Annotated in this window: 16 protein-coding genes; 10 read left to right on the top strand and 6 right to left on the bottom strand. The window is 64.8% G+C overall.

The genetic code is table 11. The annotated features are described in order from the left end of the window. Window positions 1-38: 38 nt before the first annotated feature. From NLN62_RS00600 to NLN62_RS00580, 5 genes are read left to right on the top strand one after another with little or no spacing between them, the layout of a single operon-like run. A complete protein-coding gene (locus tag NLN62_RS00600; RefSeq protein ID WP_254106999.1) occupies window positions 39-1,289 on the top strand; it encodes an ABC transporter substrate-binding protein in 1,251 nt (416 codons plus the stop codon). A gap of 34 nt (window positions 1,290-1,323) precedes the next feature. Continuing rightward, the gene (locus NLN62_RS00595) at window positions 1,324-2,202 is read left to right on the top strand and encodes a branched-chain amino acid ABC transporter permease (RefSeq protein WP_256575869.1); all 879 of its coding nucleotides are present in this window, start codon (window positions 1,324-1,326) and stop codon (window positions 2,200-2,202) included. Next, window positions 2,202-3,179 (top strand): branched-chain amino acid ABC transporter permease, encoded by a 978-nt coding sequence (locus NLN62_RS00590; RefSeq protein ID WP_254106998.1) that lies wholly within the window; start codon window positions 2,202-2,204, stop codon window positions 3,177-3,179. Before NLN62_RS00595 ends, NLN62_RS00590 begins: the two co-directional genes overlap by 1 nt. Next, on the top strand, window positions 3,176-3,907 hold the full coding sequence (locus NLN62_RS00585; RefSeq protein WP_254106997.1) for an ABC transporter ATP-binding protein: 732 nt from the start codon (window positions 3,176-3,178) through the stop codon (window positions 3,905-3,907). Before NLN62_RS00590 ends, NLN62_RS00585 begins: the two co-directional genes overlap by 4 nt. After that, window positions 3,891-4,595 (top strand): ABC transporter ATP-binding protein, encoded by a 705-nt coding sequence (locus NLN62_RS00580; protein ID WP_027525845.1) that lies wholly within the window; start codon window positions 3,891-3,893, stop codon window positions 4,593-4,595. The genes NLN62_RS00585 and NLN62_RS00580 overlap by 17 nt, the downstream gene beginning before the upstream one ends. Window positions 4,596-4,859: 264 nt before the next feature. Here the strand turns inward: NLN62_RS00580 and NLN62_RS00575 are convergent, their stop codons facing one another. Then, on the bottom strand, window positions 4,860-5,063 hold the full coding sequence (locus NLN62_RS00575) for a hypothetical protein (RefSeq protein ID WP_254106996.1): 204 nt from the start codon (window positions 5,061-5,063) through the stop codon (window positions 4,860-4,862). After that, the gene (locus NLN62_RS00570; protein ID WP_254106995.1) at window positions 5,060-5,725 is read right to left on the bottom strand and encodes an aldolase; all 666 of its coding nucleotides are present in this window, start codon (window positions 5,723-5,725) and stop codon (window positions 5,060-5,062) included. The genes NLN62_RS00575 and NLN62_RS00570 overlap by 4 nt, the downstream gene beginning before the upstream one ends. Window positions 5,726-5,844: 119 nt before the next feature. On the opposite strand from NLN62_RS00570, the gene ltnD reads away from it, so the two are divergent. The 4 genes from ltnD (at window position 5,845) to NLN62_RS00550 (ending at window position 10,711) form a co-directional block, all read left to right on the top strand. Next, window positions 5,845-6,759 carry an L-threonate dehydrogenase gene (ltnD, locus tag NLN62_RS00565; protein WP_254106994.1) on the top strand — a complete coding sequence of 305 codons (915 nt, stop codon included), beginning with the start codon at window positions 5,845-5,847 and terminating at the stop codon, window positions 6,757-6,759. Between the two features lie 10 nt (window positions 6,760-6,769). Continuing rightward, entirely contained in the window at window positions 6,770-7,552 is a 783-nt protein-coding gene (gene otnI / locus NLN62_RS00560) for a 2-oxo-tetronate isomerase (RefSeq protein WP_254106993.1), read from the top strand. Beyond that, a complete protein-coding gene (otnK, locus tag NLN62_RS00555; RefSeq protein WP_254106992.1) occupies window positions 7,549-8,838 on the top strand; it encodes a 3-oxo-tetronate kinase in 1,290 nt (429 codons plus the stop codon). Before otnI ends, otnK begins: the two co-directional genes overlap by 4 nt. A 181-nt stretch (window positions 8,839-9,019) precedes the next feature. Then, on the top strand, window positions 9,020-10,711 hold the full coding sequence (locus tag NLN62_RS00550; protein WP_254106991.1) for a methyl-accepting chemotaxis protein: 1,692 nt from the start codon (window positions 9,020-9,022) through the stop codon (window positions 10,709-10,711). Window positions 10,712-10,858: 147 nt separating this feature from the next. On the opposite strand, the gene NLN62_RS00545 is transcribed toward NLN62_RS00550, so the two are convergent. After that, a complete protein-coding gene (locus NLN62_RS00545; RefSeq protein WP_254106990.1) occupies window positions 10,859-12,376 on the bottom strand; it encodes an acetyl-CoA acetyltransferase in 1,518 nt (505 codons plus the stop codon). A 120-nt stretch (window positions 12,377-12,496) separates the two neighbouring features. Further along, entirely contained in the window at window positions 12,497-13,630 is a 1,134-nt protein-coding gene (locus tag NLN62_RS00540) for a nitronate monooxygenase (RefSeq protein WP_254106989.1), read from the bottom strand. A gap of 241 nt (window positions 13,631-13,871) precedes the next feature. Between NLN62_RS00540 and yghU the strand changes: the two genes are divergently transcribed. Further along, window positions 13,872-14,753, top strand: coding sequence for a glutathione-dependent disulfide-bond oxidoreductase (gene yghU, locus NLN62_RS00535; protein ID WP_027525854.1), 882 nt, complete (start codon window positions 13,872-13,874; stop codon window positions 14,751-14,753). Window positions 14,754-14,872: 119 nt separating this feature from the next. Here yghU and NLN62_RS00530 read toward each other — a convergent pair whose 3' ends face one another. Together NLN62_RS00530 and NLN62_RS00525 are read right to left on the bottom strand one after the other, a co-directional pair. Then, the gene (locus NLN62_RS00530) at window positions 14,873-16,147 is read right to left on the bottom strand and encodes an acyl-CoA dehydrogenase family protein (protein ID WP_254106988.1); all 1,275 of its coding nucleotides are present in this window, start codon (window positions 16,145-16,147) and stop codon (window positions 14,873-14,875) included. Window positions 16,148-16,522: 375 nt separating this feature from the next. After that, complete coding sequence (locus NLN62_RS00525; protein ID WP_027525856.1) at window positions 16,523-16,900, bottom strand: VOC family protein; 378 nt, start codon at window positions 16,898-16,900, stop codon at window positions 16,523-16,525. Window positions 16,901-16,919 lie beyond the last annotated feature (19 nt).

Below are 16,919 nucleotides of genomic sequence, written 5' to 3'. Positions count from 1 at the left end.
GCTCCATCGATAGCCGCAAATAAGAGGGGAATTTGCTAATGACGATCACGCGCCGCGACGTTCTGCTCGGAGCTACTGCTACCGCAACTGCTGCACTCATGCCGCTCGCAGCTCGCGCGCAGACCTCGGAAGTGGTGATCGGCCTGACCTATCCCTTGTCGGGCGCCAACGCCCAGATCGGCGTCGATGCGCAGCGCGCATTCGAGACTGCGGTCGACATCATCAACAAGGACTTCGAACTTGACCTGCCGCTAGCCAAGGGTGAAGGACTGCCGGGCCTCGGCGGCGCCAAGATCCGCCTGGTCTTCGCCGATCACCAGGGCGATCCGCAGAAGGGCCGCGCCGAGGCCGAACGCCTGATCACGCAGGAAAAGGTCTGTGCGGTGCTCGGCACCTATCAGAGCGCTGTCGCGGTCACCGTCAGCCAGATCTGCGAACGTTACCAGATACCGTTCATGTCGGCCGACAACTCCTCGCCCAGCCTGCATCGCCGCGGCCTGAAATACTATTTCCGTGCCTCGCCGCACGACGAGATGTTCTCGGCGGCAATGTTCGATTTCCTCGATGCGATGAAGAAGAAGGGCACCAAGATCGAGTCGCTGGCCCTGTTCCACGAGGACACGATCTTCGGCACCGACTCGGCGAATGCGCAACTCAAGCTTGCCGCCGAGCGCGGCTACAAGGTCGCCGCCGACATCAAGTATCGTGCCAATTCGCCGTCGCTGTCGGCCGAAGTGCAGCAACTGAAGGCTGCCAACGCCGACGTGCTGATGCCCTCGAGCTACACCACCGACGGCATCCTTCTGATCAAGACCATGGGTGAGCTCGGCTACAAGCCGAACTCCATCGTGGCGCAGGCCGCCGGCTTCTCCGAGAAGGCGTTCTATGACGCGGTCGGCGACAAGGTCGAGGGTGTGATCACCCGCGGCAGCTTCTCGCTCGATCTCGCCGCCAAGCGGCCGATGGTCGGCAAGATCAACGACATGTTCAAGGCGAAGTCCGGCAAGGATCTCAACGACAACACCTCGCGGGAATTCATGACCATGATCATCATGGCGGACGCCATCAACCGCGCCAAGTCCACCGACGGCGAGAAGATCCGCGACGCCCTGGCGGCAACCGAGATGCCGGGCGAGCAGACCATCATGCCCTGGAAGCGCGTCAAGTTCGACGAGATGGGCCAGAACAACGATGCCGACCCCGTGCTTCTGCAGTATGTCGGCGGCAAGTTCGTCACCATCTCGCCGGCGCAGGCCGCGGTGGCCGAACCGATCTGGCCGATGAAGTAAACAGGCCGCAGGGCAGGGTGGGGGACCAAGCACTGTGACAACCGAGACCATTATCCAAAGTCTTGCGAGCGGCCTCCTGATGGGGCTGCTCTATGGATTGATCGCGGTCGGGCTCGCCCTGATCTTCGGTCTGATGGACGTCGTGAACTTCGCCCATGGCGAGTTCCTGATGATCGCGATGTACGCGACCTTCTTCCTGTTCGCGTTCTTCGCGATCGACCCCTTGCTCTCGGCGCCGCTGGTCGCCGCGGCCTTGTTCGTGTTCGGGGCCCTGATCTATCTCTTGATCGTGCGCTTTGCGATGCGCGCCAAGGCCAATGCCGGCATGGTGCAGATCTTCGCGACCTTTGGCCTGGCGATCGTGATGCGCGGATTGGCGCAGCTCTTCTTTACGCCGGACTATCGCAGCGTTACGCACTCCTGGCTCGGCGGCAAGACGGTGTCGATCGCCGGCATCTTCCTGCCGGAGCCGCAGCTCGTTGGCGCCCTGGTGTCGATCGCGGCGTTCGCCGGGCTCTATTTCTTCATCAACCGTACCGATTTCGGCCGCGCGCTGGAGGCGACTCGTGAAGACCCCGGCGCGGTCGCGCTCGTTGGGATCGACAAGAACCGCGTGTTCGCGCTCGGCTGGGGCCTCGGGGCGGCCCTGGTCGGTCTGTCCGGCGCCATCATGGCGGTCTTCTTCTATATTTATCCCGACGTCGGCGCGTCCTTTGCGCTGATCGCCTATGTCACGGTGGCCCTCGGCGGCTTCGGCAGCGTGTTCGGCGCCTTCGCCGGCGGTATCGTCGTCGGTTTGGTCGAAGCAACGACCGCGCTGGTGCTGCCGCCATCGCTGAAATCGGTCGGCATCTACGCCGTCTATCTCCTCGTGGTCTTCATCCGGCCGCGCGGCCTGTTCGGGTCGATGTGATGGACAAGGATTTTTCCTCGCGGCGCCGCCGCGACCTGATCATAGCCGCCGTGTTGGCGGCGATCGCGGCACTGGTGCCGCTGTTCGTGAAGGACGTCTACGTCCAGAACATCATGATCCTGACGCTGATGTACGCAGCGTTATCGCAGAGCTGGAATATCCTCTCCGGCTATTGCGGACAGATTTCGCTGGGCCACGCCCTTTATTTCGGGTTGGGTGCCTACACCACCGCGCTTCTCTTCATGAAGTTCGGAGTGCTGCCGTGGTTCGGGATGATCGCCGGCGGTTTGATCTCCGCAGCGATCGCGATGGCGCTCGGCTATCCCTGTTTCCGGCTCGGCGGCCACTATTTCGCCATCGCCACCATCGTGATCGCCGAGATCGCGCTGCTGTTGATCCAGAACTGGGACTGGGCGGGCGCAGCGCTCGGCATCGACATTCCCGTGCGCGGCGACAGCTGGCTGAAGTTCCAGTTCACGCGAAGCAAGCTGCCGTACTTCTATTTTGCCCTCGTGCTCGCCTGTGTCGCGTGGTTCGTCACCTGGTGGCTGGAAGATTCCAAATGGGGCTTTTGGTGGCGTGCGGTGAAGGACAATCCGCAGGCCGCCGAGAGTCTGGGCGTCGACGTGTTCAATTCCAAGATGGGCGCCGCGGCCGTCTCGGCCTTCCTTGTCGCAGTCGGCGGCAGCTTCTATGCGCAGTTCGTCTCCTATATCGATCCTGAAAGCGTGATGGGCTTCCAGTTCTCGCTGCTCATGGCGCTGCCGGCGGTGCTGGGCGGGATCGGCACTCTCTGGGGACCCGCGCTCGGCGCGGTCATCCTGATCCCGCTGACGGAATTGACGCGCTCCTATATCGGCGGCTCCGGCCGCGGCGTCGACCTCATCGTCTATGGCTCACTGATCATCCTGATCTCGCTGGCGCTGCCGCGAGGGCTGGTGAGCCTATTCTCCTCGCGCAAGGGAGCCGCACGATGACCGCGCTCCTTGAAACCCGCGGCGTCTGGCAGCGCTTCGGCGGCCTCGTCGCCAACTCCGACGTCTCGATCTCGGTCGGCCGCGGCGAGATCGTCGGGCTGATCGGACCCAACGGCGCAGGCAAGTCGACGCTGTTCAATCTCATCGCCGGCGTTCTGCCGCCGACACAAGGCTCGATCTGGTTCGACGGCGAGGATGTCACGCGCATGCCGGCAGCCGAGCGCTGCCAGCGCGGCGTCGGGCGCACCTTCCAGGTCGTCAAGAGCTTTGAGACCATGACGGTCATCGACAACGTCATCGTCGGCGCGCTGGTGCGCAACACCGTGATGCGCGAGGCGCGTCGCAAGGCACATGAGGTATTGGAGTTCACCGGCCTTGCCGCGCGAGCCGGCGTGCTTGCAAGCGACCTCGTGCCGGCCGAGAAGCGGCGCCTTGAAGTGGCGCGCGCGCTTGCGACCGAGCCAAAGCTCTTGCTGCTCGACGAAGTCCTCACCGGCCTCACGCCGACGGAAGCGCAGACCGGCGTCGCGCTGGTGCGCAAGGTGCGGGATGCCGGCATCACCGTGCTGATGGTCGAGCACGTCATGGAAATCGTGATGCCGCTCGTCGACCGCGCCATCGTGCTCGATCTCGGCAAGGTGCTGGTCGAGGGCAAGCCCGCTGACGTCGTCCGCGATCCCAAGGTGATCAGCGCATATCTGGGAGATCGTCATGCTCAGAGTGCATGAAGTCACGACCGCCTATCAGGGGCTGGTTGCGATCTCCTCCGTGTCGATCGATGTCGAGAAGGGCGAGATCGTCTGCGTTGCCGGCGCCAACGGCGCCGGTAAGTCGACGCTGCTGAAATCCATCGCTGGTGCCGAGCGTCCGCGCTCCGGCACCGTCACCTTCGACGGCAAGCGGCTCGACGGCATGGCGCAGCATCACATCACGGCCACCGGCATCGCCTATGTGCCGGAGAACCGCCGCCTGTTCCCGCGTCTGTCGGTGCGCGACAATCTTCGCCTCGGCAGCTATCTTTACCGCGGCGAAGCGAACCGCGAAGGGCCGCTCGACCTCGTCTTCAACCTGTTCCCGCGTCTGTCCGAACGTCTCGAACAGCGCGCCGAGACGCTCTCCGGTGGCGAGCAGCAGATGCTCGCGATCGGCCGCGCCCTAATGACGCGTCCGCGGCTGCTGATGCTCGACGAGCCCTCGCAAGGCATCATGCCAAAGCTCGTCGACGAGATCTTTCAGGCCGTCAAACGCATCCGCGACGCCGGCATGACCGTGCTGATCGTCGAGCAGCGCATGGCCGAGTGCCTGGAGATCGCCGACCGCGCCTACATCCTGCAAACCGGCCGCGTGCTGATGCAGGGCCCGTCCGCCGAGATCAAGGGCAACCCGGACGTGCGCAAGGCGTATCTGGGGCTGTAGGTTGCCCGTCATTGCGAGGAGCAAAGCGACGAAGCAATCCAGTGTCTTTCCGCGTTGAGATTCTGGATTGCTGCGCTCGCGATGACGGGATTGAGACAGGGGCTTTCCAACTTCTCGCCGTCATCGCCCGCGAAAGCGGGCGATCCAGTATTCCAGAGACAGCAGTTGGATACGGACAAGCCGCGGCGTACTGGATTCCCCGCATTCGCGGGGAATGACAGCGGTGGGCGAGGCGACGCTATCCCGCTCACCGAGCTGCGACAGTTACCGCAGTTTCGCTCCGGCCGCCGCAATCAACATGCGTTCGACGATCCCGTCGAACTCGCTTTTTCCAATCGGATCGGTTGCAGCAAGCTCGTCGTATGTTTTCGTATAGGGACGCCACCAACCGTGACGTAGTCCCGCCTCATGGAGAACACGGGCTGCCGCCTCGATCTCACCGGGTGCAGGTCGTGCCGGGTCGCTCATCCCCCGTGCCCATGCTCCGGCAGCGTCAGCCCGAACACCTTCACCAGATCCGTCACCTGCTCGGGCGACAGGTAGCGCGGGTTCAGCCCGCGCAGCAGCAGATAGAGCTTTGCCGTCTCTTCGAGCTCCTCGGTCGCGAACACGGCGGCTTCCAGCGTGTCGCCGGCGACGACCGGGCCGTGATTGGCGAGCAGCACGGATGAATATTTACCCGCCAGCCCCTTGATTGCGTCTGCCACCGCGGGATCGCCGGGGCGGTAATAGGGCACGAGCGCGGTGGCGCCGCATTTCATCAGGTAATAGGCCGTCATCGGCGGCAGTGCGGCGCGCGGATCGATCTCGGGCAGCATCGAGAGCGCAACCGAATGGGTCGAATGCAGATGCACGATGGCCCGCGCTGCGCCCCGCGTCTCGTAGAGCGCGGTGTGCAGGGGAACCTCCTTGGTCGGCGCATCGCCCGAGACGAACCGGCCGGAGGGATCGAGCCGCGACAGCCGCGCGGGATCAAGGAATCCGAGCGAGGCGTTGGTCGGCGTCACCAGCCAGCCGCCATCCTCGAGCTTCACGCTGATGTTGCCGGAGGAGCCCGGCGTCAGGCCGCGCTCGAACAGCGAGCGGCCGAAGCGGCAGATATCCTCGCGAAGCTTGCTGTCATTGCTCATGAAAGGGGCGCCCTGTTGGCCTCGTTGTCTCACGCTTTGGCAGCGCGGCCAAGCCGTGATATGCGGTTCAACAGGCCGCCGAGACCGGCCATTGAGGAACGTTCCAGGGGACCAATCGCATGTCGTCAGCCTCGCAAAAATCGCGTGTCGCCGTCATCGGGCTCGGCTCGATGGGCTTTGGCATGGCCACTTCGCTGAAACGGGCGGGATTTGCCGTCACCGGTTGCGATGTCTCGGCCGACGCGGTCGCGCGCTTCGTCAAGGACGGCGGCGCGGGCGCGAAGACGCCAGCGGAGGCGGCTCGGGAGGCGGATGTGGTCGTCAGCGTCGTCGTCAACGCGGCGCAGACCGAGGCGATCCTGTTCGGCCAAAACGGCGCGGCCGAGACCATGCCGAAGGATAGCGTGTTCATCTCCTCGGCCACCATGGACCCCGACGTCGCCCGGCGGCTCGCAAAGCAGCTCGAGGCGACCGGCCGGCACTACCTGGATGCGCCGATCTCCGGTGGCGCGCAGCGCGCCGCGCAGGGAGAGCTGACCATCCTCGCCTCCGGCAGCCCTGCTGCGTTCGCCAAGGCGCGCCCCGCGCTCGATGCCATGGCGGCAAAGCTCTACGAGCTCGGCGATGCCGCGGGCCAGGGCGCGGCCTTCAAGATGATCAACCAGCTCCTCGCCGGCGTGCACATCGCCGCCGCCTCGGAAGCGATCGCCTTTGCCGCCAAGCAGGGTCTCGACATCCGGAAGGTCTACGAGGTGATCACGGCCTCGGCCGGCAATTCCTGGATGTTCGAGAACCGCATGCCGCACGTACTCGACGGCGACTACACCCCGCGCAGCGCGGTCGAGATTTTCGTGAAGGACCTCGGCATCATCCAGGACATGGCGCGCTCGGCAAAATTCCCGGTGCCAGTTTCCGCCGCGGCGCTCCAGATGTTCCTCATGACCGCCGCGGCTGGCATGGGTCGCGACGACGATGCGTCGGTGGCCCGGATGTATGCGCAGGTCACCGGCGTGAAGCTGCCCGGCGAGAAATAAGAGGATTCCGATGCCCCGTTTTGCCGCCAACCTCTCGATGATGTTCACCGAGGTGCCGTTCCTCGACCGCTTCGATGCCGCCGCACAGGCAGGCTTCACCGCCGTCGAATTCCTGTTTCCCTATGAGCACCCGGCCGAAGCGGTCGGCGAGCGGCTGAAGCGCAACGGGTTGACGCAGGCGCTGTTCAATCTGCCGCCCGGCAACTGGGATGCCGGCGAGAAGGGCTTTGCGGCGCTGCCTTCGCGCTTCGGCGATCTCAAGCAGAGCCTGGAGACGGCGCTGCCTTACGCCAAGGCGACCGGCGCCAAGCGTCTGCACCTGATGGCCGGCATGGCGAACCGCGGCGATCGCCTCGCGATCGAGGCGTTCTACAAGTCGGTGGCGTGGGCAGCGGAGTTCTTTTCGCCGCACGGCATCGACATCGTGATCGAGCCGATCAACCCGCGCAATGTCCCCGGCTATTTCCTCAACGATTTCGGCTTCGCGCGCGATGTGGTCGAGGAGCTGAGGATCCCGAACCTCAAGCTCCAGTTCGACATCTATCACTGCCAGATCATCCATGGCGACGTCACCATGCGCCTGCGCGAGATGATGCCGATCATCGGCCATATCCAGATCGCCTCTATCCCCTCGCGCAACGAGCCCGATAGCGAAGAGCTGAACTATCCCTTCCTGTTCGCCGAGCTCGACCGGCTCGGCTATGCCGGCTTCGTCGGCTGCGAATACAATCCGCGTGGCAAGACCACCGATGGTCTCGCCTGGTTCAAGCCTTATGCTGGAGTGAAGCCGTGACGCTGGCAGCGAAAATTACTCTTGGTTGCATCGCCGACGACTATACCGGCGCCTCGGATCTCGCCAACACGCTGACGCGCGCGGGCCTGCGCACCGTGCAGACCATCGGCGTTCCCGCGGACGACCTCGCACTGCCCGAGGTCGACGCGGTCGTGGTGTCCTTGAAGAGCCGCTCGATCGAGGCGGGACTTGCGGTGACGCGCTCGCGCGCGGCGGACAAATGGCTGCGCGGCCGCGGCGCGAGCCATGTGCTGTTCAAGATCTGCTCGACCTTCGATTCCACCAACGCCGGCAATATCGGCCCGGTGATGGACGCGCTGCGCGACGACTGCGGCGAGGCGATCGTGCTGGTGACGCCGGCTTTCCCCGAAACCGGTCGCACCGTCTACCAGGGCAATTTGTTCGTCGGCAGTGTGCCGCTCAACGAGAGCCCGCTGAAAGACCATCCACTCAACCCGATGCACGATTCCAACCTGGTGCGGGTGCTGGCGCGGCAGGGCAGGACGAAGGTTGGTCTCGTCAATCTCGCTGCCGTGACGCGCGGCGCGGACGCCGTGCGTGCGCAGCTCACTGAGCTCTCGGCCAAGGGCTTGGGCGCCGCGATCATCGACGCCGTGTTCGACCGTGATCTCGAGACCATCGGCCTCGTCGCCGCGGGGCATCGGCTGTCGGTCGGAGCTTCCGGCATCGGCCTTGGGCTGGCGCGCGCGCTGGTCTCGACGGGAAGGGTGAGTCCGAATGTCGCAGCCGCCGAAGTGGGTACGCCGGTCGGCGGACCGGCGGCGTGTCTCGCCGGAAGCTGCTCGCAGGCGACCCTTCAGCAGATCGCGAATGCCGAACGTGTCATGCCGGTGTTGCATCTCGAACCCGAGCAAATTGTCGCAGGCGGTGGCGAAGCGCAGCACGCGCTGGCCTGGGCACGGCCGCGGCTCGCTGATGGTCCGGTGCTGATCGCCTCGAGCGCCACGCCGGAGGCGGTCGCAGCAGTGCAGGCGCGTCACGGCCGCGATGCTGCCGGTCACGCCATCGAGCAGGCCATGGCCGATATCGCCGAAGGATTGGTGCAGTCGGGCGTTCGCCGTCTGGTCGTTGCCGGCGGCGAGACGTCGGGCGCCGTCGTCGACCGCCTGAAGATTCCGGGCTTCCTCGTCGGCGCGGAGATTGCTGCCGGAGTCCCGGTGTTGCGCGCTGTGGGCGCAAACGAAGGCGGCATGCTGCTTGCCCTTAAATCAGGCAATTTCGGCGGGCCGGAGTTTTTCTCCGATGCGCTTGGGCTCATGCGCTGAGCGCAGGGCTCTCTTAGTCCTCTGTTTATTTCTTTCGGGTTCCGTACTCGTACGGAGTCCGTAGTTAACATCTGCTCAGGTCGTTTGTTGTTGGATGTCGGCCGCACTCCTTTTGGTTGCAGCTATTTCCTGACGCGTGGTCGTGGCTCGAACGCCGCGATCCAAGACAAGAGACCCAGCAATGCTCGCGAAAATTTCCATTCGTGCCAAGATCATCAGCGTCGTGGCCTTCCTTCTGGCCGCGATGACCGGCATGGGTGCGCTTGCCGTCATGAAGATGCGGGCGATCAACGCCAACACCGTCGATATCGCCACGAGCTGGATGCCAAGCGTTCGGGTGCTCGGCGAGCTCCGCGCCAACGTCCTCACTTATCGCACCATGGTACGCGGTCATCTGTTGGCCGAGACGATCGAGGAAAAGCTTGCGGCAGAAAAGACGGTCGGGGACGTGATCGAGGCACTGGCCAAGTCCCGCAAGGAATACGAGCCGATGATCACCTCGCCGGAGGAGCGAGCACTGTACACCGAATGGTCCAAGCTCTGGGACGACTACAAGAAGGGTACGGACGATGTCATGGTGCTGTCGCGCAGGGATGTCGGCAAGATCCCGCACGATGCGCGTGAGCTGAACGCCAAGGTCGTTGGCAAGCTCGGCCTGCAATCGGACGAGGTGCTGAAAAAGGATATCGAGCTCAACACCAAAGGCGGCAACCAGGCCGCTCAGGATGCCGCCGACAGCTATTCCTTCGCCTTCATGCTGGTATCCGTCATTCTCGGCGTCGCGCTCGTCATCGGCATCGGCCTCAGCTTCTACATGATCCGCGATGTCTCCAGCGGCATCAATTCCATCGTCGAGCCGATGCAGGCGCTGGGCAAGGGCGACCTGAGCGCGGAAGTGCCGCATCGGGGAGAGAAGACCGAGATCGGCGCCATGGCCGACGCGCTGCAGGTCTTCAAGGAAGCGCTGGTCGCCAAGAAGGCGGCTGACGAAGCCGCCGCGCGCGATGCCGAGGTCAAGATCGAGCGCGGCCGCCGTGTCGACAACATCACCCGCGAATTCGAATCCATGATCGGCGAGATCGTGCAGACAGTCTCGTCGGCCTCGACCCAGCTCGAAGCGTCCGCCTCGACGCTGACGGCGACCGCCGATCGCTCCCAGCAGATGGCGACCACGGTCGCCGCCGCTTCGGAAGAAGCCTCCACCAACGTGCAGTCGGTGGCCTCAGCCACCGAGGAGATGGCCTCGTCGGTCGGCGAGATCAGCCGTCAGGTCCAGGAATCGGCGCGGATGGCGGGCGACGCCGTCGGCCAGGCCCGCACCACCAGCGAACGCGTCAGCGAGCTCTCCAAGGCCGCCTCCCGCATCGGCGACGTCGTCGAGCTGATCAACACCATCGCCGGCCAGACCAATCTTCTGGCGCTGAACGCGACCATCGAGGCGGCCCGCGCGGGCGAAGCCGGACGCGGCTTCGCAGTGGTGGCTTCCGAAGTGAAGGCGCTCGCCGAGCAGACGGCGAAGGCGACCGGCGAGATCGGCCAGCAGATCACCGGCATCCAGGCCGCCACCAACGAATCCGTCGGTGCGATCAAGGAAATCTCCTCGACCATCGAACGCCTCTCCGAGATATCCTCGGCCATTGCAGCGGCGGTGGAAGAGCAGGGCGCCGCGACCCAGGAGATCGCCCGCAACGTGCAGCAGGCGGCGCAGGGCACCCAGCAGGTCTCCTCCAACATCACCGACGTGCAGCGCGGCGCGACCGAGACCGGCACGGCCTCCTCGCAGGTGCTGTCGGCAGCGCAGATGCTGTCCAACGATTCGAACCGGCTGAAGACCGAGGTCAGCAAATTCCTGACCAACGTTCGCGCGGCGTGATCTGCCTACCTCTCGTGCCCCGGACGCAGCGCCGCACGTTAGTGGTGCGCTGCTGAGCCGGGGCCTAGCCGTTCACCGCGCTCACGCAATGGGTCCCGGCTCTGCGGAGCGGCACTTCGCGCCGCACCGCGTCCGGGACACGAGAGCTTAACCCACCCGCCACTCCGGCACGCCGTCCTCCGCCATCGTGATCTGGCCGAGCGAGCCGACCGGCGTGCGCTCCATGTTGAGCAGATATGCCAGCGTCGCGCCGTCGCTCGCCGGAATGCGCGCCAGCGTGCGCCGCTCGTCTTCCGTGCGCAGCATGACGACGCCGTGCTCGATGTTGCCATTGCGGCCGTAGATCACCGTAAAGCTCTCGACCTTGCCCGGGCCTGAAGCCTCGGTCACGAACTCTGGCACCACGCGCTTGTTGCGGTCGGCATCAAGCTGCACGCTCGTGTCCTGCGCCAGCGCCGCGCGCGGCGGTGTTTTCGAGAGCACGAGGGCGTGGTGCTTGGTGACGAAGCCGCCCTGACCGTAGAGCAGGCCGAGTTTCGCGCCATTGCGCAACGTCCGCACCATCGCGCAGGCCGCATGCGTCATGTAGGTGTTGAGCGGCGCGCCGAAGAAGGTGAGGCCGCCGGTCACGGTCGGCTGCACGTCGGGCCCGAGGCCCAGCGTCCGCCGCGCCATCTTGGGCACGCAAGGAAAGCAACTGTAGAGCTCGATTGCGTCGAACGCTTTGCCGTCGCCGCCGGCGAGATCGATCACCGCCTTCAGCACCGCATTCTGCGGATGGCTCTCATAGAACTGGTCGCGCAGGAGATAGTCCCGCGGCTCCTCGGCCGAGGCGCCGCCGAGCGGATAGACCAGCCGGTCCTCGGCAATGCCGGCCGCGCGCGCCTTGGCAAGACTGGTGAGCAGCAGCGCGCCGCCCATGTTGACCATGGGGTTGGCGACCATGAGTTTCGTGTAGGGCCAGGCGATCGGGCGGTTGTCCGCGGTCGGTGTCGTGATCTCGTCCGGCGCAAAGCGCCGCTTCAGCCAGGCGTTGGGATTTTGCGCGGTGGCCTCCGAATAGCGCGACCACAGCGTGCCTGATTCCGCCATCGCCTCGCGCGGCGTCTGGCCCCAATGGGCCGAGGATGCGGCCTCGTAGAAGGGATAGACGGTGACTGGGCGGAACACGCCGAGCTTCACGGCGAGCGGCTTCTGGAACGCCGCGCCGCGCTTCGGCTCCTCGACGTCATGCGCAAACGGCGTCCATGGCAATTTTGCGCCGGCGCGCTCCGCCTTGGTCGCGGTCGACTGCGCTTCCGCGCCGCAGATGGCGGCGAAGCTGCATTCGCCGCGCGCGATGCGCTGAGCAGCTTGATGCAGATACCGGATCGGGCTCTCGCCGCCGACCGGTCCGTAATAGCAATGCGAAGGCGCGATGCCGAGCCGCTGCGCCAGCAGCGTTTCGGGATCGCGATAGCGCCAGCTCAGGAAGTTGACGACGTCGAGCGATTGCACCTCGCCGAGCAGCTTTGCGCCGGCATCTTCTTCGGCGCGCCGCAGCGCCTGTTCCAGCAGATCGAGCGGCTCGAGGCCCTCGGCGATCTCCTTGGGCCGGTCGACGATCTCGCCGACGCCGACGATGACGGGAATGCGGTCTGGGGGGATGCTGGTCTTGTCTGTCATAACTTCAATTCACGATGTAAGTTGTTTCGTCATTGCGAGGAGCGAAGCGACGAAGCAATCCAGAGTGTCTCCGCGGAAAGCCCCTGGATTGCTTCGCTTCGCTCGCAATGACGATGGATGCTACTCCGCCACCAGCGCATTCATGTGCTCGACGGCTTCGGCGAACTCTTCCTTGAACTCCTGCACCACCGCGCCTGCCGACTTCACGCTGTCGACGAGACCGACGCCCTGGCCGACAAAGTAGCTGACGAGGTCGCGCGCCCGCGCATTGCCGGCTGCGGCCGCGCGGTCGATCGAGTTGAAGGCGTCGCGGCTGACGATGCTTTGCAGCGGCATTGGCAGCGCGCCCGGGCTGTCCGGTGCGCGGTCCCATGCATCGGTCCAGACTGAGCGGAGTTGCCGCGCGGGTTTTCCCGTGCGGCCCTTCGAGCGCACCGCGTCGCGCGACGAGGCCGCGATCATCTTCTCTCGAAAAATCTCCGTGGTCTCCGACTCGGTCGTGGCAAGCCACACCGAGCCGGTCCACGCGCCGGCCGCGCCCATCGCCATGCAGGCGGCCATCTGCCGTCCCGTCATGATGCCGCCGGCCGCCAGCACCGGTACGTCGCGGATCGGCTTCACAGCTTTGATCACTTCCGGCACCAGCACCATGGTCGAGACCTCGCCGCAATGCCCTCCGGCCTCGGTGCCCTGTGCAACCAGGATGTCGACACCGGCCGCGACATGGCGCAGCGCGTGCTCCTTGGCGCCGACAAGTGCGGCCACCGGCACGCCGTGCGCCTTGCCCATCTCGATCATCGATTTCGGTGGCACGCCCAGCGCATTGGCGATCAGCCGGATCGGATGACGGAAGGAGACCTCCAAGAGCTCCAGCGCCGTCTTGGCGTCGAACGGCTGCGGCCGGTTGTCGGCGACGGAGGTGCTGGTCAGCTCGACGTCGTACTTCTTCAGGAGGTTGCGCGTGTAGTCGCGATGTGCCTGCGGAATGCGCGCTTCCAGGCTCTTCCAGGTGACGTCCTTCTCGCCCGCCGTCGAGATATTTTCGGGGATCAGCACGTCGACGCCATAGGGCTTGCCGTCGACATGGTCGTCGATCCATTTCAGCTCACGCTCGAGGGTATCAGGTGTATGCACGGTGGCGCCCAGCACGCCAAAACCGCCGGCGCGGCTCACGACGGCCACGACGTCGCGGCAATGGCTGAAGGCGAACAGGGGGAACTCGATTCCCAGCATCTCGCAGATCGGCGATTTCATCTGTCCCTCCCGGCGCTGGCTCCGTGTTGCCCTTGCGTTGGCGAAACGCTAGCCCGGCCTTGCCGCCATGCAAAGCCGGTTCGCCCTGGGTTTCTTGCGCGCAGGCGCCAGACGGGCGGCTATGCCCGGCCATGACGAAACGGGGAGGGCGCCCATCTGCCAATGCAACCCGGCGCTCTTGCCAATCTCTCCGCTATCGCTAGCTAACTCCCCACGCGCCTTCCGCGCTGGAGTCCTTTGCATGACCGACGCACCCGCCTACGAGCCGCCCAAAGTCTGGACCTGGAATAAGCCGAGTGGCGGGCAGTTTGCCAGCATCAACCGGCCGATCGCAGGCCCGACGCACGACAAGGAGCTGCCGGTCGGCCGCCATCCGCTCCAGCTCTATTCGCTGGCGACCCCGAACGGCGTCAAGGTGACCGTGATGCTGGAGGAGCTCCTGGCGCTCGGCCACAAGGGCGCGGAATACGACGCCTGGCTGATCAATATCGGCAAGGGCGACCAGTTCGGCAGCGGCTTCGTCGCCATCAATCCGAACTCGAAGATCCCCGCGCTGCTGGACCGCTCCGGCCCCGAGCCGATCCGCGTCTTCGAGTCCGGCTCGATCCTCGTCTACCTCGCCGAGAAATTCGGCGCCTTCCTGCCCAAGGATATCAAGACGCGCACCGAGGCGATGTCCTGGCTGTTCTGGCAGATGGGCAGCGCGCCCTATCTCGGCGGCGGCTTCGGGCATTTCTACGCCTATGCGCCGACCAAGATCGAATACGCCATCGACCGCTTCGCGATGGAAACCAAGCGCCAGCTCGACGTGCTCGACCGGCGGCTTGCGGAGAGCGAGTACCTTGCCGGCGGTGAGTACACGATCGCCGACATCGCGGTGTGGCCCTGGTACGGCGCGCTCGCCAAGGGGCTGGTCTATGGCGCGGGCGAATTCCTGTCCGTGCAGGACTACAAGAACGTGCAGCGCTGGACCGATCAGATCGCCAAGCGCCCGGCCGTGAAGCGCGGCCGCATGGTCAACCGCGTCTCCGGCGATCCCGCGAGCCAACTGCACGAGCGCCACGACGCATCGGATTTCGAGACCAGGACGCAGGACAAGCTTCAGGCGGCGGCCGCGTCGTAAGTCCATCCGCGAGCTGTAGGGTGGGCAAAGGCGCGCAGCGCCGTGCCCACTATCTTTCAAAGATTGCGACGGAAGAGGTGGGCACGCTTCGCTTTGCCCACCCTACGACGGCCGTACCTTTACGGCATGCTCAGCTCATGCCGTCCCACCACCATCCAGTGCACCTCGTCGGGGCCATCCGCAAAGCGCAGGTGGCGGACGTCCTGGTACATCTCGGCGAGCGGCGTCCATTGCGAGATGCCGGTGGCGCCGTGCATCTGGATCGCCTGGTCGATGATGGTGCAGGCGCGCTCCGGCACCATGGCCTTGACCATGGAGACCCAGACGCGCGCCTCCTTGTTGCCGAGCACGTCCATGGCCTTTGCGGCCTTCAGCACCATCAGCCGCATCGCCTCGATCTCGCAGCGCGCCTGCGCGATGATCTGAAGGTTGCCGCCGAGATGGGCGATTTTCTTGCCGAAGGCTTCGCGGGTGAGGCCACGCTGCACCATCATGTCGAGCGCCTTCTCGGCCTTGCCGATGGTACGCATGCAGTGATGGATGCGCCCTGGTCCGAGGCGGAGCTGCGAGATCTCGAAGCCGCGGCCTTCACCGAGCAGGATGTTGTCTTTGGGCACGCGCACATTGTTGAAGCGCATGTGCATGTGTCCGCGCGGCGCATGGTCCTGTCCGAACACGTGCATCGGTCCCAGGATTTCGACGCCGGGCGTGTCCTTCGGCACCAGGATCTGCGACTGCTGCTTGCTCGGCGGCGCATCCGGATTGGTCTTGACCATCACGATCATGATCTTGCAGCGGGGATCGCCGAGACCCGAGATGTAATACTTCTCGCCGTTGATCACCCATTCGTCGCCGACGAGCTTTGCCGTCGTCGAGATATTCTTGGCGTCGGATGAAGCGACATTCGGCTCTGTCATCGCATAGGCCGAGCGGATCTCGCCATTCAACAGCGGCTTCAGCCACTTCTCCTTCTGCGCCTTGGTGCCGGCGCGCTCCAGCACCTCCATGTTGCCGGTGTCGGGCGCCGAGCAGTTCATGGTTTCCGAGGCAAGCGGGCTCTTGCCGAGTTCGACGGCGATATAGGCGTAGTCGAGGTTCTTCAGGCCCTGGCCGGTGTCGTCGTCGGGCAGAAAGAAGTTCCACAGGCCTTCCTCCTTCGCCTTGTTCTTGGCCTTCTCCAGCACCTCGAGCTGACCTGGCGTAAAGCTCCAGCGGTCGTCTTTCTTCTGGCCGTGCTTGATGAACTCCACCGTCATCGGCTCGACGGTCTCGCGGATGAACTTCTTCACATGGTCATAGAGCGGCCGGACCTGGTCCGACATGCGCAGATCATTGAGCTCGTCGCCGGGATTGAGCGTGTAGTTGGTGGTGCGGGGCACATAGGCGTGTTTCATTCTTGTTCCTCCCGATTGAGTGAGCTGCGATTGCCGCGACAATAGACGCGGCAAGCCGAAAGCGCGAGCGTGGTTTTTTGAAAGACGCGCTCTGCCACGCCGCGGAATTTATCAGCGTGGATCAAACGATGTTTAAAACGCTTGAGGCGCGCGTGGACCACACTCTCGCTGTCATCGCCCGCCTTGTGCGCAATTGCGCACTGGGGCGGGCGATCCGGTATTCCAGAGGCAGCGATGGGATACGGAGAGGCCGCGGCGTACTGGATTCCCCGCTTGCCGCCTACACTGAAGCTTCGGCGGGCCTAAGACCTCATGCCCCGGCGAAGCCTTGGCGTAGCCGGGTCGCGGGGAATGAGAGTGTGACGTGTGGCGAGTTCACACCACCCGGTGCATCGCGCAGATCTTGTTGCCGTCGGGATCGCGCAGGTACGCGAGGTAGAGCTTGGCTCCCGATCCCTCGCGAATGCCGGGCGGATCCTCGATCGGCATTCCGCCGGCCGCGACGCCGGCTGCATGCCATTTGTCGACCTGCTCGGGCGAATTGCAGGCGAAACCGATCGTGCCCCCGTTCGCGGCGGTCGCCGGCTCGCCGTTGATCGGCTCGCTGACGGAGAAAATGCCGGTCCTGGTGATGTAGAAGATGCGATGGCCATCGACCCGCGCCGGCCGCACCTCGAGTGTCGCCAGCAGCTTGTCGTAGAACGCCTTGGCCTTGTCCAGATCGTTGGTGCCGATCATCACGTGCGAGAACATGGTTCTTCCTCCCCCGGTT

This window comes from Bradyrhizobium sp. CCGUVB23 (assembly GCF_024199885.1).
GTDB lineage: Bacteria > Pseudomonadota > Alphaproteobacteria > Rhizobiales > Xanthobacteraceae > Bradyrhizobium.
The sequence above is the reverse complement of the archived record's forward strand: the minus strand, read 5'-3'. Positions and strand labels throughout refer to the sequence as shown.